Annotated in this window: 25 protein-coding genes; 23 read left to right on the top strand and 2 right to left on the bottom strand. The window is 62.9% G+C overall.

Features of this window, described 5'->3' with window-relative positions; genetic code table 11:
- Positions 1 to 123 precede the first annotated feature (123 nt).
- The 23 genes from NG900_RS08185 (at position 124) to nagZ (ending at position 19,891) form a co-directional block, all read left to right on the top strand.
- Positions 124 to 654 (top strand): YceD family protein, encoded by a 531-nt coding sequence (locus NG900_RS08185; RefSeq protein ID WP_252679829.1) that lies wholly within the window; start codon positions 124 to 126, stop codon positions 652 to 654.
- A gap of 127 nt (positions 655 to 781) precedes the next feature.
- Entirely contained in the window at positions 782 to 961 is a 180-nt protein-coding gene (rpmF, locus tag NG900_RS08180; RefSeq protein WP_009238536.1) for a 50S ribosomal protein L32, read from the top strand.
- A 190-nt stretch (positions 962 to 1,151) separates the two neighbouring features.
- Positions 1,152 to 2,213 carry a phosphate acyltransferase PlsX gene (gene plsX / locus NG900_RS08175; RefSeq protein ID WP_252678985.1) on the top strand — a complete coding sequence of 354 codons (1,062 nt, stop codon included), beginning with the start codon at positions 1,152 to 1,154 and terminating at the stop codon, positions 2,211 to 2,213.
- A 37-nt stretch (positions 2,214 to 2,250) separates the two neighbouring features.
- The gene (locus tag NG900_RS08170) at positions 2,251 to 3,231 is read left to right on the top strand and encodes a beta-ketoacyl-ACP synthase III (RefSeq protein WP_252678983.1); all 981 of its coding nucleotides are present in this window, start codon (positions 2,251 to 2,253) and stop codon (positions 3,229 to 3,231) included.
- Positions 3,232 to 3,262: 31 nt separating this feature from the next.
- Complete coding sequence (gene fabD / locus NG900_RS08165) at positions 3,263 to 4,192, top strand: ACP S-malonyltransferase (RefSeq protein WP_252678981.1); 930 nt, start codon at positions 3,263 to 3,265, stop codon at positions 4,190 to 4,192.
- Positions 4,193 to 4,206: 14 nt separating this feature from the next.
- Positions 4,207 to 4,956, top strand: a complete 750-nt coding sequence (fabG, locus tag NG900_RS08160) for a 3-oxoacyl-ACP reductase FabG (RefSeq protein ID WP_252678979.1) — start codon at positions 4,207 to 4,209, stop codon at positions 4,954 to 4,956.
- Between the two features lie 186 nt (positions 4,957 to 5,142).
- The gene (acpP, locus tag NG900_RS08155) at positions 5,143 to 5,382 is read left to right on the top strand and encodes an acyl carrier protein (protein ID WP_021195372.1); all 240 of its coding nucleotides are present in this window, start codon (positions 5,143 to 5,145) and stop codon (positions 5,380 to 5,382) included.
- Positions 5,383 to 5,495: 113 nt separating this feature from the next.
- A complete protein-coding gene (fabF, locus tag NG900_RS08150; protein WP_252678977.1) occupies positions 5,496 to 6,728 on the top strand; it encodes a beta-ketoacyl-ACP synthase II in 1,233 nt (410 codons plus the stop codon).
- 30 nt (positions 6,729 to 6,758) lie between these two features.
- Complete coding sequence (locus NG900_RS08145; protein WP_252678975.1) at positions 6,759 to 7,271, top strand: hypothetical protein; 513 nt, start codon at positions 6,759 to 6,761, stop codon at positions 7,269 to 7,271.
- 61 nt (positions 7,272 to 7,332) lie between these two features.
- The gene (rpoE, locus tag NG900_RS08140; RefSeq protein WP_021195369.1) at positions 7,333 to 7,932 is read left to right on the top strand and encodes an RNA polymerase sigma factor RpoE; all 600 of its coding nucleotides are present in this window, start codon (positions 7,333 to 7,335) and stop codon (positions 7,930 to 7,932) included.
- Positions 7,933 to 8,050: 118 nt separating this feature from the next.
- Positions 8,051 to 8,683 (top strand): sigma-E factor negative regulatory protein, encoded by a 633-nt coding sequence (locus NG900_RS08135; protein ID WP_252678968.1) that lies wholly within the window; start codon positions 8,051 to 8,053, stop codon positions 8,681 to 8,683.
- A gap of 11 nt (positions 8,684 to 8,694) precedes the next feature.
- Complete coding sequence (locus NG900_RS08130) at positions 8,695 to 9,801, top strand: MucB/RseB C-terminal domain-containing protein (protein WP_252678964.1); 1,107 nt, start codon at positions 8,695 to 8,697, stop codon at positions 9,799 to 9,801.
- An 83-nt stretch (positions 9,802 to 9,884) separates the two neighbouring features.
- Positions 9,885 to 11,378 carry a DegQ family serine endoprotease gene (locus tag NG900_RS08125; protein ID WP_252678962.1) on the top strand — a complete coding sequence of 498 codons (1,494 nt, stop codon included), beginning with the start codon at positions 9,885 to 9,887 and terminating at the stop codon, positions 11,376 to 11,378.
- A gap of 14 nt (positions 11,379 to 11,392) precedes the next feature.
- A complete protein-coding gene (locus NG900_RS08120) occupies positions 11,393 to 11,668 on the top strand; it encodes a glutaredoxin family protein (protein WP_252678960.1) in 276 nt (91 codons plus the stop codon).
- A gap of 217 nt (positions 11,669 to 11,885) precedes the next feature.
- Positions 11,886 to 13,685 (top strand): translation elongation factor 4, encoded by a 1,800-nt coding sequence (gene lepA / locus NG900_RS08115; RefSeq protein WP_252678958.1) that lies wholly within the window; start codon positions 11,886 to 11,888, stop codon positions 13,683 to 13,685.
- 35 nt (positions 13,686 to 13,720) lie between these two features.
- Positions 13,721 to 14,614: a signal peptidase I gene (lepB, locus tag NG900_RS08110; RefSeq protein WP_252678949.1), complete on the top strand. Its 894-nt coding sequence runs from the start codon at positions 13,721 to 13,723 to the stop codon at positions 14,612 to 14,614.
- A 62-nt stretch (positions 14,615 to 14,676) separates the two neighbouring features.
- The gene (locus NG900_RS08105) at positions 14,677 to 15,045 is read left to right on the top strand and encodes a DUF4845 domain-containing protein (protein WP_252678947.1); all 369 of its coding nucleotides are present in this window, start codon (positions 14,677 to 14,679) and stop codon (positions 15,043 to 15,045) included.
- Between the two features lies 1 nt (position 15,046).
- Positions 15,047 to 15,817: a ribonuclease III gene (rnc, locus tag NG900_RS08100; protein WP_252678945.1), complete on the top strand. Its 771-nt coding sequence runs from the start codon at positions 15,047 to 15,049 to the stop codon at positions 15,815 to 15,817.
- Positions 15,818 to 15,825: 8 nt separating this feature from the next.
- A complete protein-coding gene (gene era, locus NG900_RS08095) occupies positions 15,826 to 16,764 on the top strand; it encodes a GTPase Era (RefSeq protein WP_252678943.1) in 939 nt (312 codons plus the stop codon).
- A gap of 31 nt (positions 16,765 to 16,795) precedes the next feature.
- Positions 16,796 to 17,617, top strand: coding sequence for a DNA repair protein RecO (gene recO / locus NG900_RS08090; RefSeq protein WP_252678940.1), 822 nt, complete (start codon positions 16,796 to 16,798; stop codon positions 17,615 to 17,617).
- A complete protein-coding gene (pdxJ, locus tag NG900_RS08085; RefSeq protein WP_252678938.1) occupies positions 17,614 to 18,405 on the top strand; it encodes a pyridoxine 5'-phosphate synthase in 792 nt (263 codons plus the stop codon). Before recO ends, pdxJ begins: the two co-directional genes overlap by 4 nt.
- The gene (gene acpS / locus NG900_RS08080) at positions 18,402 to 18,845 is read left to right on the top strand and encodes a holo-ACP synthase (RefSeq protein WP_252678936.1); all 444 of its coding nucleotides are present in this window, start codon (positions 18,402 to 18,404) and stop codon (positions 18,843 to 18,845) included. Before pdxJ ends, acpS begins: the two co-directional genes overlap by 4 nt.
- Positions 18,842 to 19,891, top strand: coding sequence for a beta-N-acetylhexosaminidase (gene nagZ, locus NG900_RS08075; RefSeq protein WP_252678934.1), 1,050 nt, complete (start codon positions 18,842 to 18,844; stop codon positions 19,889 to 19,891). The genes acpS and nagZ overlap by 4 nt, the downstream gene beginning before the upstream one ends.
- A gap of 65 nt (positions 19,892 to 19,956) precedes the next feature.
- Here nagZ and efp read toward each other — a convergent pair whose 3' ends face one another.
- Positions 19,957 to 20,523, bottom strand: a complete 567-nt coding sequence (gene efp, locus NG900_RS08070; RefSeq protein WP_252679827.1) for an elongation factor P — start codon at positions 20,521 to 20,523, stop codon at positions 19,957 to 19,959.
- Between the two features lie 122 nt (positions 20,524 to 20,645).
- Entirely contained in the window at positions 20,646 to 21,839 is a 1,194-nt protein-coding gene (gene earP, locus NG900_RS08065; protein WP_252679825.1) for an elongation factor P maturation arginine rhamnosyltransferase EarP, read from the bottom strand.
- Between the last annotated feature and the right edge of the window lie 40 nt (positions 21,840 to 21,879).

Genomic DNA, 21,879 nt, shown 5'->3' with positions numbered 1-21,879 from the left:
GCCGCGCAGTGTCGCAAACCGGGCGCCCAGGCGCAAGGTGCAGGAGGCACTGCAGGGCGGTCACATCCGGTTTCGTGCACCGACGGTGCCGAGTCAAGGCAACGCGTTCAGCAGGTTCGATCCGTGGATTTTCGTGCATTCGATCTTTTCGCGTTCATCCGCGCGGGTGAGCCGGCAAGCGGCACGGTCAGCCTGACCGACATGCCTCGGTTGCTGGCCGAGCAGGCTGCCGATGCTCCGGCCGATGCCAACAGGCAGTTTCGTTGGCAAATGCAGGGTGCGGTGCATGAAGAGGCCACCGCGGGCCAGTCTGCCCAACAGCGTCTTTTCGTTGATCTGCAGGTAGATGGCTCGATCTGGCTGCAATGCCAGCGGTGCCTGAAAGCCTACGAGCAACCCCTGCCGGTGCATACGCGCCTGGAAGTGATGCGCTCGGAGGCCGAAGCCGATGCGGCCCCACTGGATGATGACGAGGCGGATGTCATTGTCGGCTCGCGCAACTTTGACCTGATCGCCCAGATCGAAGACGAGTTGTTGCTGGCGTTGCCCGTGTCGCCGCGTCACGCAGTCTGCCCGGATGAAGTATTGCCGGCAGAAGAAGAAAAGAAGCCGTCGCCGTTCGCGGTGCTGGCCAACCTGAAGACCAAACATTAGGCGTGCGTGAGCCTGGCGCCCGCCGATGTTGTGTATTCACGCAGTACGTTTCACACGCCTACCGGAATGGCTACGCTCCGGCTCCGTGTGATGTGATAAAATCGATCAAATTGCTTAGGAGTCAGTCATGGCTGTTCAACAAAACAAGAAGTCGCCGTCCAAGCGCGGCATGCATCGTTCCCACGATTTCCTGACGGCGGCCCCGATCGCTGTCGAGCCGACCACCGGCGAAGTGCACCTGCGTCACCACGTGAGCCCGAACGGCTACTATCGCGGCCGCAAGGTTGTGAAGACCAAGAACGACTGATGCGTTCTGCCAGTCCTCTGGCAAGCGTGTTGGATTGGTCTGAGCGCATAGGTTCATGATGCAAGCGAAAAAGCGGCAAGCCAATTTGCCGCTTTTTTGTTGAGCGAAATTCGGCAATGCGTGTACGGGTTTGTGTACCATACGCGCGCCAACGGCCGGAGCCGCACGTGAAACCGCAACTCAGACTCGCATGACCATCAAGCTTGCCATCGACTGCATGGGTGGTGATCACGGCGTTGGCGTGACAATCCCTGCAGCGATCCATTTCCTCGCCGCGCACGAAGACGTCGAAATGCTGCTCGTCGGGCAGCCCGATGCTATCGCAGCGCAACTCAAGCGACTCAACGCCACCGCGAACCCTCGCGTTCACGTTGTCGCCGCCTCCGAGGTGGTGTCGATGGACGATTCGGTCGAGGTGGCGCTGCGCAAGAAGAAAGATTCTTCGATGCGCGTGGCCGTCAATCAGGTCAAGGAAGGCGCCGCCCTGGCGTGTGTGTCCGCCGGCAACACCGGCGCCCTGATGGCCGTGTCGCGCTACGTTCTCAAGACGTTGGACGGCATCGACCGCCCGGCGATCGCTACCGCCATCCCGAACCAGAAGGGCGCCGGCACCACGGTGCTGGATCTTGGTGCCAATGCCGACTGCGAGCCCGAGCATCTGCTGCAGTTCGCGCAGATGGCCTCGGCGATGGTGTCGGTGGTCGAGCAGAAGCCTCGGCCGACGGTGGGCCTGCTCAACATCGGCGAAGAAGTCATCAAGGGGAACGAGGTCGTCAAGCAGGCCGGTGAGCTGCTGCGCGCTTCCGATCTCAACTTCTTCGGCAACGTCGAAGGCAACGACATCTTCAAGGGCACCACGGACATCGTCGTCTGCGACGGCTTTGTCGGCAATGTGGCGCTCAAGAGCACCGAAGGCCTCGCCAAGATGATTGGCGAGATGCTGCGCCAGGAATTCAGCCGTTCGTGGTTTACCAAGCTGCTCGCTATCGTGGCGTTGCCGGTGCTCACGCGTTTCAAACGCCGCGTGGATCATCGGCGCTACAATGGCGCCGCGCTGCTTGGCTTGCGCGGTCTGGTCATCAAGAGCCACGGCTCGGCCGATGCCTACGCGTTTGAATGGGCCATCAAGCGTGCCTATGACGCCGCGGCCAACGGCGTGATCGCCCGCATTGCGCAGGCGTTCGAATCGCACCATGACGCAGCGGGCGCTGCGCCGGTCTCCACTTCCACTCCGGCCGCCGACGCAGCCTGAACGCGTCGTCGCCGAGTCAGATTTCACCCCACCGCACATGACACGTTTTGCAAGGATCATCGGTACGGGCAGCTACCTGCCGCCCAAGCGGGTCACCAATGACGAACTGGCGGCCCAACTGGCCGAGAAGGGCATCGAGACGAGCGACGAATGGATCGTCTCGCGCAGCGGCATCCGCGCGCGCCATTTCGCCGAGCCCGATGTCACCTGCAGCGATCTCGCCGTGAAGGCCGCCGAGCGCGCCATTGAGGCCGCCGGCATCGATCGCTCTGAGCTCGACCTGATTCTGGTGGCAACGTCCACGCCGGATTTCGTGTTCCCGAGCACGGCTTGCCTCGTGCAGCAGAAGCTGGGCATCACCAATGGTTGCGCCGCGTTCGACGTGCAGGCCGTGTGTTCCGGCTTCGTGTACGCGCTGGCGACGGCCGATAAGTTCATCCGCTCGGGTGCGTATCGCAACGTGCTGGTGATCGGCTCCGAAGTCTTCTCGCGCATCATCGATTTCAGCGATCGCACCACCTGCGTGCTGTTTGGCGATGGTGCCGGCGCGGTCGTGCTGCAGGCTTCCGATGAGCCGGGCATCCTGTCGACGGCTTTGCACGCCGACGGTAGCCACGCCAGCATCCTATGCGTGCCGGGCAACGTGGCCGCGGGCGCGATCCAGGGCAGCGCTTTCCTGTACATGGATGGTCAGGCCGTCTTCAAGCTGGCGGTGACGGTGCTTGACAAGGTGGCCCGCGAAGCGCTGGCCGCGGCGGAACTGGACGCCTCGCAAGTCGACTGGCTGATTCCGCATCAGGCCAACATCCGCATCATGCAGGGCACGACAAAGAAGCTGGGCCTCTCGAACGAGCGCCTGATCGTGACCGTTGACGAGCACGGCAACACGTCGGCTGCGTCGATTCCGCTGGCGCTCGACGTCGCGGTGCGCGATGGCCGCATCCAGCGCGGTCAGCACGTGATGCTTGAAGGCGTGGGCGGCGGCTTTACCTGGGGCGCTGCGCTGCTGCGCTTCTGATCGACGAATTTTCAGAACAAAGATACGAGCCATGACATTCGCTTTCGTCTTTCCCGGCCAGGGTTCGCAATCGGTCGGCATGCTCAATGCATTTGCCGATCACCCGGCCGTGGCGGCCACGTTGGCCGAGGCGTCCGACGCACTGGGCCAGGACATCGGCAAGCTGATCGCCGAAGGTCCGGCTGAGGAGCTGAGCCTGACCACCAACACACAGCCCGTCATGTTGACGGCGGCCGTCGCTGTATATCGTGCATGGCAGGCTGCCGGTGGCCCCACGCCGTCTGTCGTGGCGGGTCATAGCCTGGGCGAATATTCGGCGCTGGTCGCTGCGGGCGCCATCGCGTTCAAGGACGCCGTGCCGCTGGTGCGCTTCCGCGCCAAGGCGATGCAGGAAGCAGTGCCGGTGGGCGAGGGCGGCATGGCCGCGATCCTCGGTCTGTCGGACGACGACGTGCGCGCGGCATGTGCCGAAGCTTCGGCGGCAGGCGTGGTGGAAGCCGTGAACTTCAATGCCCCGGCCCAGGTAGTGATTGCCGGCGCCAAGGCGGCCGTCGAGAAGGCCTGCGAGATCGCCAAGGCCAAGGGCGCCAAGCGCGCATTGCCGCTGCCGGTGTCGGCGCCGTTCCACTCGTCGCTGCTTAAGCCCGCGTCGGATCGCCTGCGTGAGTACCTCGCAAATGTGACAGTCACCGCGCCGGGTATCCCCGTCATCAACAACGTGGATGTCGCTGTCGTAAGCGATCCGGCTGCCATCAAGGACGCGCTCGTACGCCAGGCTGCTGCTCCGGTGCGCTGGGTCGAGACGATTCAGAAGATGAAAGCCGATGGCATCACTCGCGTGGTCGAATGCGGCCCGGGCAAAGTGCTGGCCGGCCTGACCAAGCGCATCGATGGCGAGATCACCGGCGACGCGATCTTCGATCCGGCTTCGCTGGAAGCTGTGCTGGGCCAACTCAAATAATCAACGGGATTCGTATGACCCAAGCATTGAACAACCAGGTCGCGCTTGTTACGGGCGCCTCGCGCGGCATTGGTCGTGCCATCGCGCTGGAGCTGGCGCGCCAGGGTGCGACGGTGGTCGGCACAGCGACTTCGGAATCCGGTGCGCAGGCCATCACGGCTTACTTTGCCGAAGCCGGCGTGAAGGGTACCGGTGTGGTGCTCAACGTGAATGACGCCGCGCGCTGCGAAGCCGTGATCGACGAAACCATCAAAACGCACGGCGGCCTGAACATCCTCGTCAACAATGCCGGCATCACGCAGGATAACTTGGCGATGCGCATGAAAGACGAGGAGTGGGTGTCGGTCATCGACACGAACCTCTCCGCGGTGTTCCGCCTGTCGCGCGCCGTGCTGCGCCCGATGATGAAGGCGCGCGGTGGGCGCATCATCAACATCACGTCGGTAGTCGGTTCGGCCGGCAACCCGGGGCAGGCCAATTACGCGGCGGCCAAGGCTGGCGTGGAAGGCATGGCGCGTGCGCTGGCCCGCGAAATCGGCAGCCGCAACATCACGGTCAACTGCATTGCGCCGGGCTTCATCGATACCGACATGACGAAGGTCCTGTCGGAAGAGCAACATACCGCGCTGAAAGCGCAGATTCCGCTGGGGCGCCTGGGAGCGCCCGAGGATATCGCCAGCGCGGTTGCCTTCCTGGCGTCACCGGCGGCGGGCTACATTACGGGCTCGACGCTGCACGTCAACGGCGGTATGTACATGGGATAAGGAAGCCGTCCCGGCGGTGATTGTGCTGAGTCTTGCGCCTGCGCAAGATTTTGCGCGATCGCCGAATTAACAGGCTTTTAGGATCATGTTGGGCGCAGTTTTTGCATGGATTCCGGCGCGGTTTTTCGCCGCGCAAACCTGCTAGAATGCGCGCACTTTTTGTCGAATACTTCCCTGGAGGGTTAAATGGACAACATCGAAGCACGCGTCAAGAAGATCGTGGCTGAGCAACTCGGCGTCGCTGAAGGCGATATCAAGAACGAATCGTCGTTCGTGAACGATCTGGGCGCGGATTCGCTCGATACGGTTGAGCTGGTGATGGCGCTGGAAGACGAGTTCGGTATGGAAATTCCGGACGAAGAAGCCGAGAAGATCACCACGGTGCAGCAAGCCATCGACTACGCGACCGCCCACGTCAAGGCGTAAGCGTCAATCGATCTCTTGACATCGCGGGCCACAGAAAGGGCGGTTGTCCGGTTTGACCGGGTGGCGCGCTTTCTGTGGCCTTTGTCGCTGATACAGAGTTGCAGGAAAGCATAGTGAGCCGTCGTCGCGTAGTCGTAACCGGCCTGGGGCTGGTCTCTCCGGTAGGAAACTCGGTCGCCGAAGCATGGACCAATCTGGTCGCCGGCAAGTCCGGGATCGCCACCGTCACCAAATTCGATCCGTCCAACCTGGCCGTGCATTTTGCCGGCGAGGTGAAGGGTTTCAACGCGGAGGAGTACATCCCCGCGAAGGAAGCCCGCAACATGGATACCTTCATCCATTACGGCATCGCTGCCGGCGTGCAAGCGCTCAAAGACAGCGGGCTGGAAGTGACCGAAGCCAACGCGGAGCGCATCGGTGTGCTGGTCGGTTCTGGCATTGGCGGTTTGCCGATGATCGAAGAGACGCACCAGACCTACGTCGATCGCGGTCCGCGCCGCATTTCGCCGTTCTTCGTACCGGGCTCGATCATCAACATGATCTCGGGTCACCTGAGCATCATGCACGGTCTGAAAGGGCCGAACCTGGCTGCCGTCACGGCTTGCACGACGGGCTTGCACAGCATTGGTCTGGCTGCGCGTCTGATCCAGGCTGGCGATGCTGACGTGATGGTGGCCGGCGGCGCCGAGTCCACCGTTTCACCGCTCGGTATCGGTGGCTTTGCGGCGGCCCGTGCGTTGTCCACGCGCAATGACGATCCCGCCACCGCGTCCCGCCCATGGGATAAGGACCGCGACGGTTTTGTGCTCGGCGAAGGGGCTGGCGTGATGGTGCTCGAAGAGTACGAGTCGGCCAAGGCGCGCGGTGCCAAGATCTATGCAGAGCTTGCCGGCTTTGGCATGAGCGGCGACGCCTTCCACATGACCGCCCCGAACATGGACGGCCCCCGCCGTTGCATGGTCAACGCACTGCGCGATGCCGGCATCAACGCCGATCAGGTTCATTATCTGAACGCGCACGGAACCTCTACCCCGCTGGGCGACAAGAACGAATCCGAAGCCATCAAGGCAGCCTTCGGTGATCACGCTGGCAAGGTCGTCGTGAACTCCACCAAATCCATGACGGGTCACCTGTTGGGTGGCGCGGGCGGGTTGGAGTCGGTGTTCACGGTGCTGGCGCTGCACAACCAGGTCTCGCCGCCGACCATCAACATCTTCAATCAAGATCCCGAATGCGATCTTGATTACTGCGCCAATACCGCGCGTGACATGAAGATTGATGTGGCCGTGAAGAACAACTTCGGCTTCGGCGGCACCAACGGCACGCTGGTGTTCAAGCGTCCGTAAAGGCAAGGCGGCACACGTGGCCATGGCCGCGTGTGCCGCTTCATTTTTGCCTTGATTGTTCAACACGTCGTTTTCCCGACGCCGTATCGGCGGCTGTGTGCAGTCGGTCGAATCAGTATGGCCGGTGTCATTTGCGTCGTTCTGTGTTGGCTGTTCGCCGCGTGGGGCACGGTCCTGCCGCCTATCGCCTGGGCGGTGGTCGGCGGGTTGGCCGCCTTTGCTTGTGTGCCGCTGGCGGTGAACCGTTCGCCGCTCGAGATGGAACTGATGTGGCGCGCCCGTCTCAAAGAAGATGGGGAACCGGGCGAGCCCATCTGGCAACTCCGGTTGAAGATGGCCCAATCGTCCCGAAATGCACCCCTGCTATGGTCGTGGCCGCTCGGCGAGCGCGTTCTCGTGCTCGGAGTCGCTGGCCAAGGATGGTGTCCGCAGATCTTCGTGCTGATGCCGCCATGGTTTGGCGCCGCGACGTTACGCTGGATGCGAACTGTGTTGCGCCTGGGGCCGCCGCCGGCGGTTTGCCAGGCAGGCGGTGTGTCGTAGGTAAAATACAACGTTTCGAAGTCACAAAAATTCAAGGCGATACACTGCAGGTGAAGAATCCGTGAGTGAACGCGAAGCCGACCAGATCCTCGTCGAGCGCGTCCAGCAAGGCGACAAGCGGGCGTTTGAGCTGCTGGTGGTCAAATACCACCGCAAGATCATCCGCCTCGTCTCGCGCTTGATCCGTGACCCGGCCGAAGTTGAGGATGTGGCACAGGATGCCTTTATCAAGGCCTACCGTGCGTTGCCCCAGTTTCGGGGTGAATCCGCGTTCTATACGTGGCTGTATCGCATCGCCGTCAATACGGCCAAGAACTACCTGGCGACCCAGGGACGGCGCCCTGAATCGTCCAGCGATATCGACACCGAAGAGGCTGAAACTTTTGCCGATGGTGAGCAACTAAGGGATATCAATACGCCGGACTCCATGCTGCACACCAAGCAGGTGGCCGAAACGGTCAACCGCGCGATGGAAGCGCTGCCAGAGGAATTGCGTACTGCAATCACTCTCCGGGAGATCGAGGGTCTGAGCTATGAGGAAATCGCCGAAGCGATGGAGTGCCCGATCGGGACGGTCCGGTCGCGGATCTTCCGCGCTCGCGAGGCGATTGCCGAGAAATTGCGTCCCCTGCTGGGAACAGTGGAGGGCAAACGGTGGTAGCCAGCCGATATGACAAGCCGGCGCCCGCGGGTGCAAACCCGCCGGCAGCAAACGGTGAAACCTCGGGAAGTCTTCTCTCGGATCGTTGATTGGACGTTGGAGTTTTTGGGGTCGGGAAATGGGTCAGGCTCAAATGCAGACGGCAGAAGCGGAGTTCGCGCAACGCATCTCTGCCTTGATGGACGGTGAAATTGCAGCGCATGAAGTGTCGTCGGCGGTAGAGCTCGCCAAGGATGGCGAGGGCGCGGCGCATTGGCGCGAGTATCAACTGATCGGCGACGTACTTCGGTCAGAGGATCTGCTGAACACCCGTTCCTCGGAAGATTTCCTCAGCCGGTTCTCGGCAACGCTCGAGGCCGAGCCGCATCTGCTGGTGCCGGCCGTGGCGCAGCGTGCGCAAAGCCAAGAGAGGCACCGATTCCTGGTCAGCCCCGCCTGGGTCCGCCGGATCATGCCTTCGACCGCTGTGGCGGCAGCGGTGGCGGCCGTTAGCTGGGTCGTCGTGCCGCAACTGCGCGGCCCTGCTGACGGTGCTGACAGCTCTCCCGCTCTGGTCGCCAAGGCGACGCAAGGCGTTGGCGCACAAGCGCTGACTGTAGCCGCGACTGACAACACGCCGATGATCCGCGATGCCCGTCTGGACGAATATCTGAGCGCCCATCGCCAGTCCGCGACCAATGGTGTGGTGGCTCCGTATCTGCGTGCAGTGGCCAACGGGGTGGCAAACACCCAGGACTCCAATCAGGAATAATGCGGGCATCCATGTCGAAGGTGTGGCACCCCGTTGCCGGGGCAGGCGCCCGCAAGCTGCAGGCCGTTCGTCGGTCGGTATTTCTTCTTCTGTGTGTATCGGCGCTGGCGACGGCTGCGCAGTCGCAGCCCGAGCCCATGCCGCGCAAGGAAGCCACCTCCTGGCTCACCAGGATTCATCGCGCTGCGGCCAAACAGAACTATGTCGGCACGCTGACCTACCAGCGTGGCACCGGCATGCATTCCACACGCATCCAGCATTACGCGGACCTCTTCAACAACGAGTACGAGCGTGTTGAGGCGCTGGACGGCAAGCAGCGTGAAATGCTGCGCCAGAATGATGTCGTCCGGAACCTGATCTACGACGTCAAACTCGTTGTGACGGAGAAGCAGGAGCACAAGGACAGCTTCCCCGCGCTGCTCGCCACCACCAATGGCGATGTTCTCGACCAATACGACATGCGTCACCTGCCGGCTGAGCGGGTCGCGGGCATGGATTGCGAGGTCTTCCAGCTTGATCCGAAGGATGGCTTCCGCTACGCCTACCGTATCTGGGCGGAGCGCAACAGCGGCTTGCTGCTGCGGGCCCAGACCATCGGCGAAGATGGCAAGGTGCTTGAGCAGGTCGCGTTCTCCCAGGTGGAGTTGGGTGTGCCGTCGGAGAAGCAGAAGATCGTTGCGGCGCTCAAGAACCTCTCCGGTTGGAACCAGTACGAGATCGTCACGCAACCGACCAACTTGGCCGAGCAAGGCTGGACGATCGGCACTCCTGTGAAGGGCTTCCAGAAGATTCGCGAGGTGCGCCGTCCGCTGGGCGATATTGCGCCGGCCGGTAAGCATGGCACTGGTTTTGAGGTGCAGCAGGTCGTGTTCAGCGACGGGCTGGCGGGGCTATCGCTTTTCATTGAACCGGTCTCAGAGAAGCGCACCCGCCGCGAGGGTTTCATCTCGCAAGGGGCCACGCACGTGATGGTGCGGCGCATTGCCGATTTCTGGCTGACCGTGGTGGGCGAAGTCCCGTTTGCTACCATCAAGCAGTTTGGCGCGGCGGTGGACTACAAGCCTGTCTCCGCCAACGCGGCTAACGCGACCAATAAGCCGGCCAGCGCGCCGCAGTAGTCGTCGCTGGCGTCTACGTCCTGGCTGCGCGGCGTGTTCGCGCAGCGCCATTTCTCTATTCGTCTTTGTTCCGGGGAGCTTTCATGGGTACCGCTCGATCCGTTCACGCCCTGCGTCTGCTGTGTGTTGCCGCCGCCGTGGCGATTGGGGGTGCACTCGTGCCGGCCCACGCGCAGAACGCCACGGGCAGCGTGGCCACCGGCACGTACGGCTTGCCGGATTTCGCCGACCTGGTCGAGAAGGTGAGCCCGGCAGTTGTCAACATCCGCACGACCGAGAAAGTGCGCATGCAGAACGGCGGCCCGAGTGACGACGACATGGCCGAATTTTTCCGCCGCTTCTTCGGTGTGCCGATGCCGGGCCAGGGCCAAGGGCAGAAACGCCGCAATGCGCCACCACAGCAAGAAGAAGAGCAGAGCCGCGGCGTTGGTTCCGGTTTCATCATCTCAGGTGACGGCTACATCCTGACCAATGCACACGTCGTTGAAGGTGCGGAAACGATCTACGTCACGCTGATCGACAAGCGCGAGTTCAAGGCCAGGTTGATCGGCCTGGACAAGCGCACCGACGTCGCTTTGGTCAAGGTCGATGCCACCGGTCTGCCGAGCCTGAAGCTGGGCGATTCCGACAAGGTGCGCGTGGGCGAGTGGGTGCTCGCGATCGGCTCGCCGTTTGGTCTGGACAACACGGTCACGGCGGGCATCGTGTCCGCCAAGGGGCGCGATACGGGCGATTACCTGCCCTTCATCCAGTCCGATGTGGCCGTCAACCCGGGTAACTCGGGCGGTCCGCTGATCAACCTGCGCGGCGAGGTGATCGGCATCAACAACCAGATCTACAGCCAGAGCGGCGGCTACATGGGCATCTCGTTCTCGATCCCGATCGATGAGGCGATGCGGGTGGCCGAGCAGCTCAAGGCGTCGGGCCGCGTGACGCGCGGCCGTATCGGCGTGGCGATCGACAACGTGCCGAAGGACGCAGCGGAGTCGCTCGGCCTGGGCCGTGCGCGCGGCGCGTACGTGGGCAATGTCGAGTCGGGCGGTCCGGCCGATAAGGCGGGCATTGAAGCCGGCGATATCGTTCTGAAGTACAACGGCCGTGACATTGAAAAGGCGGGCGATCTGCAACGCCAGGTTGGCGAGACCAAGCCGGGTTCGCGCGCCACGGTGCAGGTGTGGCGCAAGGGCGCGACACGCGATTTGACCGTCACCGTGGCTGAACTGCCGGCCGATACCAAGACCGCCCAGCGTGGTAAGGGTGCCCAGCCGGATAGCAAGCAGCAGGGCCCCGGCAAGCCGAATGCACTGGGGCTGGTCGTTGCGGACCTGTCTGAAGGCGCGCAGCGCGAGTTCAAGACCAAGAACGGCGTCGAGGTGCAGGTTTCTGAAGGGCCAGCGGCACGCGTCGGCATTCGTCCGGGCGACCTGATCCTTCGTGTCGGCGATACCGATATCGCCAACGCCAAGCAGTTCAACGACGTGGTGGCCAAGCTGGACAAGAACCGCATGGTTGCCGTGTTCGTGCGCCGCGGTGATGCCACGCAGGTGGTCACGCTGCGTCCGAGCACGGCACGCTGAGCCGCAGGGCCGCCGTGATTGAACTGACGCTTTACGGGCGCACCTACTGCCATTTGTGCGACGACATGAAGAACGCGCTGGAGCCTTTCCGGCGCGGTTTTTCGTTTGTCCTGCACGAAGTGGATGTCGATAGCGATCCGACGCTGGAAGAGCGGTTTGGCGAACTGGTGCCCGTGCTGATGACGGGTGCGCCGCATGCATCACCTGATGAGACCCAGGAGCTATGCCACTATTTCCTGGATGCGCCTGCGGTGCAGATGTGGCTGAAGACGCAGGCAGCGCACAACTAGACGCGATGCTGCCGCAAAAAGAGCCGCGGGAAGCCCCCTGAAATCCGGTAAAATCGCCTGTTAGCGCCGATTTTTGCATCGCACGATTTTTGTGCGGCAGCCTCGGTTTGAACCCAATACCTCCCGCTGGCGCCGTCTACCGTGCGCCGGCCATGCCGGAACCGCTTCAGGCCCCCGGCAGACGCGCCCGGGATGGGCGCGCTTTTCGACGCATTCGATGGACAATATCCGCAATTTCTCGATCATCGCCCACATCGACCACGGCAAATCGACGCTGGCCGATCGCATCATCCAGTTGTGTGGCGGCCTCTCCGACCGCGAGATGGAAGCCCAGGTGCTGGACTCGATGGACATCGAGAAGGAGCGCGGCATCACCATCAAGGCGCAGACTGCCGCACTGTCCTATAAGGCGCAGGACGGCAAGGTCTACAACCTCAACCTGATCGATACCCCCGGGCACGTCGACTTCAGCTATGAAGTCAGCCGCTCGCTGTCCGCCTGCGAGGGCGCACTGCTGGTGGTCGATGCCTCGCAGGGGGTGGAAGCGCAGACGGTGGCCAACTGCTACACCGCCATCGAACTGGGCGTGGAAGTGGTGCCGGTGCTCAACAAGATCGATTTGCCGGCCGCCGACCCGGACAACGCGATCCAGGAAATCGAAGATGTGATCGGCATCGATGCCGCGGACGCGACGCGCTGCTCGGCCAAGACGGGCGTGGGCGTGGTGGACGTGCTCGAGGCACTGATCGCCAAGGTGCCGGCGCCCAAGGGCGATCCGAACGCGCCGCTGCAGGCGTTGATCATCGACTCGTGGTTCGACAATTACGTCGGCGTGGTGATGCTCGTGCGGGTGGTGAACGGTACGCTGCGTGCCAAGGACAAGGTCCTCCTGATGGCCACGGGCGCACAGCACCTGGTCGAGCAGGTGGGCGTGTTCTCGCCGAAGTCGATTCCGCGTGAGTCGCTGTCGGCGGGGCAGGTGGGCTTTGTCATCGCGGGCATCAAGGAACTGAAGGCCGCCAAGGTGGGCGACACGATCACCCACGTGGCGCCGCGCAAGGCTGAGGCGCCGCTGCCCGGCTTCAAGGAAGTCAAGCCGCAGGTGTTCGCCGGCCTGTATCCGGTCGAGGCCAACCAGTACGAAGCGCTGCGCGAATCGCTGGAAAAGCTCAAGCTGAACGATGCGTCGCTGCAGTACGAGCCGGAAGTCTCGCAGGCGCTGGGCTTTGGCTTCCGCTGCGGCTTCCTGGGCCTGCTGCACATGGAGATCGTGCAGGAGCGCCTGGAGCGCGAATTCGATATGGACCTGATCACCACCGCGCCGACGGTGGTCTATCAGGTGCAGCAGCGCGACGGCACCATGGTGCAGGTGGAGAACCCCGCCAAGATGCCGGCGGACCCGAGCAAGATCGAGGCGATCCTCGAGCCGATCGTCACCGTCAACCTGTACATGCCGCAGGATTACGTGGGCGCCGTGATCACGCTGTGCGAGCAGAAGCGCGGCTCGCAGATCAACATGAGCTACCACGGTCGCCAGGTCCAGCTCACGTACGAAATCCCGATGGGCGAGATCGTGCTGGATTTCTTTGATCGGCTGAAATCCGTCTCGCGCGGCTATGCGTCGATGGACTACGAGTTCAAGGAATACCGCGTGTCTGACGTGGTCAAGGTCGACATCCTGATCAACGGCGACAAGGTCGACGCACTGTCCATCATCGTGCACCGTTCCAACAGCGCCTACCGTGGCCGCGAAGTGGCTGCCAAGATGCGCGAGATCATTCCGCGCCAGATGTACGACGTGGCCATCCAGGCCGCCATTGGCGCCAACGTGATCGCGCGCGAGAACGTCAAGGCGCTGCGCAAGAACGTGCTGGCCAAGTGCTACGGCGGCGATATCTCGCGCAAGAAGAAACTCCTCGAAAAGCAGAAGGAGGGCAAGAAGCGCATGAAGCAGGTCGGTACCGTTGAAATTCCGCAGGAGGCCTTCCTAGCGATCCTGCGCGTCGAAGAAAAATAACCCGGACGAACAGCGCTTCTTGCGCCTCTCTCTCCATGAACTTCGCCCTGATTCTGTTTGTTCTTGTTGTCCTCACCGGTATTGCGTGGGTGGCTGACAAGCTCGTGTTCCAGCGCCAGCGTCAAGCCGCAGCGGCAACTGCGCTGGCTGAATTCGATGCGCGCGCCCAGGTGCAGGCGCAATATGGCGGCGCTGGCGACATCGGCGCAGCACGTCTGCAACTGGCCGAAGAGAAGCTACGCCAGCCATGGTGGCTCGAGTACACCGCTAGCTTTTTCCCGGTGATCGCCGCGGTATTCCTGCTGCGCTCCTTCGTGATCGAGCCGTTCAAGATTCCGTCGGGTTCGATGATCCCGACGCTGCAGATCGGCGACTTCATCCTCGTCAACAAGTACACGTACGGCATCCGCCTGCCGATCGTGAACAAGAAGATCGTCGAGCTGAATCAGCCGCAGCGCGGCGACGTGATGGTCTTCCGCTACCCGAAAGACGAGTCGATGGACTACATCAAGCGCGTGATCGGCGTGCCGGGTGACGTGGTGACGTACAGCAACAAGCGCCTCACGGTGAATGGCCAGCCGGCCACCTATGCACCGCAGTCCGACTACCTCGACGGCGAGCGCTTGACGTACTCCAAGCAGTATCAGGAAACGCTGGGCAACGTGTCGCACAACATTCTGAACGATGCCGATCGCCCGGCGTATGTGTCGGGTCCGGACGATTTTCCGTTCCGCGAGAACTGCACTTACAATCAGACCGGTTTTACCTGCATGGTACCTGCAGGTCACTATTTCATGATGGGTGATAACCGCGACAACAGCGCGGACTCCCGTTACTGGGGCTTCGTGCCGGACAAGAACATCGTTGGGAAGGCGTTCTTCATCTGGATGAATCTGGGTGACCTCAAGCGGATCGGCAGCTTCCATTGATCCGCTGAGTGATTTATCAATCTCTTATTAGGTGTCAGCAATTGCACAACGGGGGAAATGCAATGCGGATTCGTCAGGCGGGTCTCAAACGCGAGTCGCGCGGGATTACGATGTTCGGCATGCTGATCGGCATCATCGTGCTGATTACGGCGGTGCTGCCGGCCATCCGGGCGGTTCCGAGCCTGATCGAATACCAGGCGATCACCCATGCTGTGAAGCTGGCGCGCGATCGTGCGAACACGCGTGAAGAGGTGGTAAGCGCCTTCGACAAGCAGGCTACGATCGACGACATCACGTCGATCAGGGGGCAAGATCTGGAAGTGTTGGACAGCGGCGGCTCCATTCAGGCCGTGCATTTCTCGTACAAGCGGGAGATTCCGCTGTACGGCCCCATTAGCATGGTGATCACCTATTCGGGGACCCAGCGTTGACATGAATTTGGATGCATTGCAGCAACGTCTTGGCTACCGCTTCAGCAAACCGGAGTTGCTGCAGCAGGCGCTCACCCATCGCAGCCACAGCGCGATGCACAACGAGCGCCTGGAATTTCTTGGCGATTCGATCCTGAATTGCGCCGTCGCCGACATGCTCTACGGCATGTTTGGCAAGCTGGATGAAGGTGATCTCTCGCGTGTGCGGGCCAATCTGGTCAAGCAGCAGGCCTTGTACGAGATCGCCCAGATGCTCCAATTGCCCGACGCGCTGCGTCTGGGTGAGGGCGAGTTGAAAAGCGGCGGCTTCCGCCGGCCGTCGATTCTCGCCGATGCGCTGGAAGCCATTTTCGGAGCGGTGTTCCTCGACGGCGGTTTCGACGCTGCCCGTACGCTGATCCGCAAGCTGTACATCCCGATCCTGGAGCAGGTTGATCCGCGCACGCTTGGCAAGGATGCCAAGACGCTGCTGCAGGAGTACCTCCAAGGTCACAAGATTGCGCTGCCGCTGTACACGGTGGTTGCCACCCACGGCGCGGCGCATAATCAGCAGTTCGAGGTCGAGTGCGCGATCCCGAAGCTGGAGATTCGCGTCTCCGGCAGCGGAGCATCGCGGCGCGCGGCCGAACAATCGGCGGCCAAGCTGGCTCTGGAAGAAGCGCATCGCTTGGTGCCGCAGCTCGTCAAGCGCAGCCGCGCCGAGCGCACCGGCAAGACGCGCAAGCAGGCCACGCCGCCCGATCCGCAGTTGTCTCTCAGGTTGAAGGAATAATCAGGTAAATGAGCGACACCCCATTGCAGCCTCCGCAGCCGGAATCCGGCGCGCCGGAGGGGTTCCGCTGCGGCATGGTCGCCATCGTTGGGCGGCCGAACGTCGGCAAATCTACGCTGATGAATGCCCTGGTGGGCCAGAAAGTCAGCATCACATCGCGCAAGGCGCAGACCACGCGCCATCGCATCACCGGCATCCAGACGACGGAAGACGCGCAGTTCGTCTTCGTTGATACGCCGGGCTTCCAGACGCGCCACGCTACGGCACTGAACCGCTCGCTGAACCGCGCCGTCACGTCGACGCTCACGTCGGTGGATGCTGTGTTGTTCGTGGTGGAAGCCGGCCGCTATGGCCCGGACGACGAGAAGGTACTCTCGCTGCTGCCGCGCGAAACGCCCGTGATCCTAATCGTCAACAAGGTCGACCGGCTCGACGCGTACACGCGTGCCGAGATGGTGGCTGTGTTCCTGCAGGACATGGCGCAGGTGTTTCCGTTTGTGGAAATCGTGCCGATGTCTGCCAAGAACCGCGATGACATCGACCGCCTGCTCGGCATCGTGCGGCCGTACTTGCCGGAAGGCGAGCCGATGTACGACCCGGAAGCCCTGACCGATCGCAGCGAGCGTTTCCTGGCCGCCGAGATCGTTCGCGAGAAAGTCTTCCGCTGGACGGGCGATGAGTTGCCGTATTCCAGCACCGTCGTCGTGGACAAGTTCGAGACCGAAGGCCGCCTGCGCCGCGTGTTCGTGACCATCCTGGTCGACCGCGACGCGCACAAGGCGATGATCATTGGCGCGAAGGGCGCCAAGCTCAAGCAGATCTCCACCGAAGCCCGTATGGACATGGAAAAGCTGTTCGACGGCAAGGTGTATCTGGAGGTCTGGATCAAGGTCAAGAGCGGCTGGGCCGACAACGAAGCCGGCCTGCGCGCCTACGGCTACGAGTAACCACGCAGCCACGCCACTCCATACACGCTCGATGGCGGGACGATCCGATCCGATTCCGGACGAGGCGGCGGAATGGCTGGCCGAGGAAGGCGTTGCCGGCGCCGCGCCGCGCAAGGGTTTTCCCGCCGGACGTTCGGAGACGCGGGTTGCGGCACAGCCGGCCTTTGTGCTGCACAGCTATCCGTACCGCGAAACCAGCCTCATCATCGACGTCTTCACGCCCGACTATGGGCGCATGGCGCTGGTTGCCAAGGGCGCCAAGCGACCCCATTCGGCGTTGCGCGCGGTGCTGCAGACGTTTCAACCGTTGTCAGTCTCCTGGAGTGGGCGCGGTGACGTGCGCACGCTCACGCGTGCCGAGTGGGTGGGCGGCATGCTGCCGCTGGGCGGAGAAGGGCTGCTTTCCGGTTTCTATCTGAACGAACTGCTCGTCAAATTCGTCGCCCGCGAAGACGGGCATCCGGTGCTGTTTGCGCACTACGTCGAAACGCTCAACAAGCTGGCGCATGGAGAGCCTGCGGCCTTCACGCTGCGCGCGTTTGAGCGCGTGCTGTTGCGTGAGACAGGCTTCGCTGCCCAGCTCGACCGCTGCATTGATGGCGAGCCGGTGCAAGCCGATGGCGAGTACGTCTATCACCCGGAACGCGGCATCCGACGCACGCTGCCGAGCGATCCGTCGTCCTGGCCCGTGCTGAGCGGCCAGACGCTGCTCGACATGGAACGCGACGATTACGCCTCGCGCCCCACGACCGCTCAGCAGAGCCGCAGCCTGATGCGTTTCCTGCTGCATTATCATTTGCATGGCACGCCGCTTTCGACGCGCCAGATCCTCATCGACTTGCAGAAACTATGATCTTTCATGCCTCGCCGGGGGTCATCGACCTGGGCATCAACATCGACCATGTCGCCACGCTGCGCAACGCGCGCGGCACCACCTACCCGGACCCGATCGCCGCGGCGCTGCTGGCCGAAGAGGCTGGCGCCGATCTCATCACGCTGCATTTGCGCGAAGACCGCCGCCACATCAAGGACGCCGACGTGCGCGCACTGCGCCCGCAACTGCGTACGCGCATGAACCTCGAATGCGCGGTCACGCAGGAGATGCTCGACATCGCGTGCGACATCGGCCCGCAGGACGTCTGCCTCGTGCCGGAGCGCCGCCAGGAAGTCACCACCGAGGGCGGTCTGGATGTGGTGGGCGGCTTTGCCAAGGTGCAGGCGGCTTGCAAGCAACTGGCCGATGCGGGCATTCGCGTGTCGCTGTTCATCGATCCGGATGCGGCGCAGATCGAGGCCGCCGCCGCCGCGGGCGCACCCGTCATCGAACTGCACACCGGCCGCTATGCCGAAGCCACCGATGATGCCGAATTGAAAGCCGAACTCGTGCGCATCGAAACCGCCGTGGAAGAGGGCATCCGCTGGGGCGTGCGCGTGAATGCCGGACACGGTCTGCACTACACGAACGTGCAGCCGATTGCAGCGATCGCCGGTATCCATGAGTTGAACATCGGCCACGCCGTGGTCGCGCATGCCGTGTTTGCCGGCTGGCAGAACGCCGTGCGCGAGATGAAGGCGATCATGGTCGCAGCGCGGCTGTCGTCCACGACGCCCGCCGCCGCGCACCCCGGCGTGCCGGTATGAGCGCGCCGGCCGCAGCTGCCTCGGTGTCCGGTGCCATCTACGGCATCGGTACCGACATCATCCAGATCGAGCGCGTCGAAGGCGTGATGCAGCGGACCAACGGCCGCTTCGCCGAAAAGGTGCTTGGGGCCGACGAGCTGCGTGTCTACCATGCCCGCAAGGCGCGCTCCGAGCGGCGCGGCCTGGCGTTTCTCGCTACGCGCTTTGCCGCCAAGGAAGCCGTATCCAAGGCCATCGGCCTGGGCATGCGCTGGCCGATGACGTGGCGTGCGGTGCAGACGCTCAACCTGCCTTCCGGCCAGCCGGTGGTGCGCTATAGCGGTGAACTGGCCGACTGGATCGCGCAGCACGGCCTTCATATTCAGATCAGTGTGACGGACGAGCGCGATTACGCAGTCGCCTTTGCCGTCGCCGAGTTGCAAACGAAACCCTCCGCATGACTCAAGCCAAGAAGCAGAAGCGCCCCGGCCCGATCGTCCTCGACGTTGCCGGTCTCGAACTCGGTCCGGATGACATCCGCCGCATTGCCCATCCGCTGACGGGCGGCGTGATCCTGTTTGCGCGCAACTTTGAATCGCGAGCGCAGTTGACGGCGCTGACGCAGGCCATTCGCGCGGTGCGCGACGACGTGCTGATCTGCATCGACCATGAAGGCGGTCGTGTGCAGCGTGCCAAGACCGATGGTTTCACGCATCTGCCGGCTATGGGCGCACTGGGCAAGTTGTGGGATACCGACGTGCTGGCCGCCACGCGCGCCGCCACGGCTTGCGGCTATGTGCTGGCCGCCGAACTGCGCGCATGCGACATCGATCTCAGCTTCACGCCCGTGCTCGATCTGGACTACGGCACGAGCAGCGTGATCGGCGATCGCGCATTCCACCGCGATCCGCGCGTGGTGACGATGCTCGCCAACCACCTGACGCTCGGCCTGCGGCTGGCCGGCATGGCCAACTGCGGCAAGCATTTCCCTGGTCATGGTTTTGTTCAGGCCGACTCGCACATCGCTGTGCCGGTGGATGAGCGCCCGCTGGAAGCGATCCTCGCTGACGACGCGCAGCCCTACGGCTGGATGGGCATCGGCCTGCAGTCGGTGATGCCGGCGCACGTCATTTACCCGGCGGTGGACCCGAACCCGGCGGGTTTCTCGCGCTTCTGGCTGCAGGACATGCTGCGCGCGCATTTCAACTTCGACGGCGTGATCTTCAGCGACGACCTGAGCATGGAAGGCGCAAGCGTTGCCGGCACGGTGGTCGATGGCGCGCGTGCGGCGCTCACCGCCGGCTGCGACATGGTGCTGATCTGCAATGCGCCCGAGAAGGCCGACCAGTTGCTCGGCGAGCTGGATGTGCCGATGAGCAAGGCGTCGCAGCGGCGTGTGCGGCGCTTGTTTGGCGGCCGGGCCTCGAAGGACTGGACAAAGCTGCAGCAGCAATCGGCATATCGCCAGGCGCTGCGCACGCTGCGTGAGGCCAGGCTGATCGCGTAAAGCACACACTTCAGGCAACAAAAAAGGCAGCGCGAAGCTGCCTTTTTTGTGGGTGCGGCGCCAGCTTACTTGGCGCGGCTGCGGTACTCGTCGGTACGCGTGTCGATTTCGATCTTGTCGCCGGTGTTGCAGAACAGCGGCACTTGGATCACGAAATCGGAGTTGTCGTTGATCTGGGCGGGCTTCAGGACCTTGCCCGAGGTGTCGCCCTTGACGGCCGGTTCCGTGTAGATGATTTCGCGCACGACCGTGGTCGGCAGTTCCACCGAGATGGCGTTCTCGTTGTAGAAGGTCACTTCGACCTTCATGCCGTCTTGCAGGTAGTTCAGCGCGTTGCCCATGGCTGCCGGCTCGACGTTGTACTGATCGAAGGTGACCGGGTCCATGAACACGTACATCGTGCCGTCGAAGTACGAGAAGTCGGCTTCCTTCTTGTCCAGGATGACCTGGTCCATCTTGTCGTCGGCGTTAAACACCGACTCGCCGCCTGCGCCCGTCAGCAGGTTCTTGTACTTCATCTTGACCACGGCGCCCGAACGGCCCGAGCGGCTGTACTCGGTCTTGAGCACGACCATGGCGTCGTTGCCGATCATGAACACGTTGCCAGCGCGGAGTTCTTGCGCGATTTTCAAAGCCATTTCACAGTTCCTGAGAGTAAGAGGGTTCGATGCGCGCCAAGCAACGAAGCACCGCGCGATACCCTCGGGTCGCGCGAACCAGGTCAAAGCCGGGGCCGCATACAGAGATCAGCCCGCTATTTTACCTGTTTTTCGCAAAATGCCACCAAATTCGCGGCGAGATCGCCCAACTGCATCAAGCCTTGTTCCCATGTGACGGCGCGTATGCGCAGGCGCGGGATGGCGGCCACAAGAGCCGGCCAGTTGAGCGAGGCGGGTGCGCCGTTCCAGGCGTGCCAAAAAGCGGTAAGCGTATCGGCGTCGGCTTGCGGCAGGGCGGCCGTGTAGCGGGCCAGAAAGGCGTCCAGCTTGATGAGGTGCACATCGTCGCTTTGCGGGTAGATGTGCCAGATAAACGGCCGCAATGCCCATTGGGCGCGGACGAATGAGTCTTCACCGCGGACGAAGTTGATGTCGCACGCCCACAGGAGTGGATCGTAGTGCTCCTGGGGGACGAACGGCACGACGGCGACGGTCAGGTTGCCGCGCGTCCAGCGGGCACCGATTCTTGCGGCGCCGACGTCGCCCAGTAGCTCGGCGATCTGCGTGGCCGCTAAACCTTCGGGCACTAGGCAGATGACGGGCTGGGGGCTGGCTTCCCATTGGGCGACGAGCGTGGGCAGTGCCGGGTTGGCATAGGCGAACAGGCTCACGCGCAGGGCGTCAGGTTGCGCGCGCATCAAGTCGTCCACCCGGAGACGGTGCCACAACGCCTGGTGGGCCGCGGGGCCGGCCTCGAACGCTGCGCGCTGGGCGCCGAGGTGCGATTCGCGCAGTACGCCACCCGTGTTGCGGGCGAAGCCCGGGAAGAAGAAATGCTTGACCAGCGGCAAGCGCGGATGTGGCGACTGCATCGCGTGGTGCTCGGCCACCCAGTTCTCTGCGCTCAGGTACTCCAGATTGATCCAGACCGGCGCCGTGCCGTGCGTGGCTTGCTCGGCCATGAGCGCCAGCACCGGTTCGGGGGTCGGGCATGCAAAGGCGCCAACCACCACGTCATGCAGCGTGGGGTGCGTGTCGGCGGCAAGCAGGGTAGCCACCTGGGCGTCGTCGCCCCAGTGGCGGATGTCGACGCCAGATACGCGCTGGGCTTGAGCGGTCACATCAACGGAGGGGCAGAGTTTTTCGAACGAGCGGAGATCGTCCACCCAGAGCCGCACGGTATGCCCGTGTTCCTGCACGAGCTGCCGAGCCAGGCGCCAGCACACGCCGATATCGCCATAGTTGTCGACGACGCGGCAGAAGAGATCCCAGGACGTGATGGTGCGCATGCGGCAAAGCGGAGGAGGCAATGGGCCGACATTGTAGTCG

This window comes from Ralstonia soli, from assembly GCF_023955655.1.
Lineage (GTDB): Bacteria > Pseudomonadota > Gammaproteobacteria > Burkholderiales > Burkholderiaceae > Ralstonia > Ralstonia soli.
This window is presented reverse-complemented; position numbering and strand designations above follow the sequence as displayed.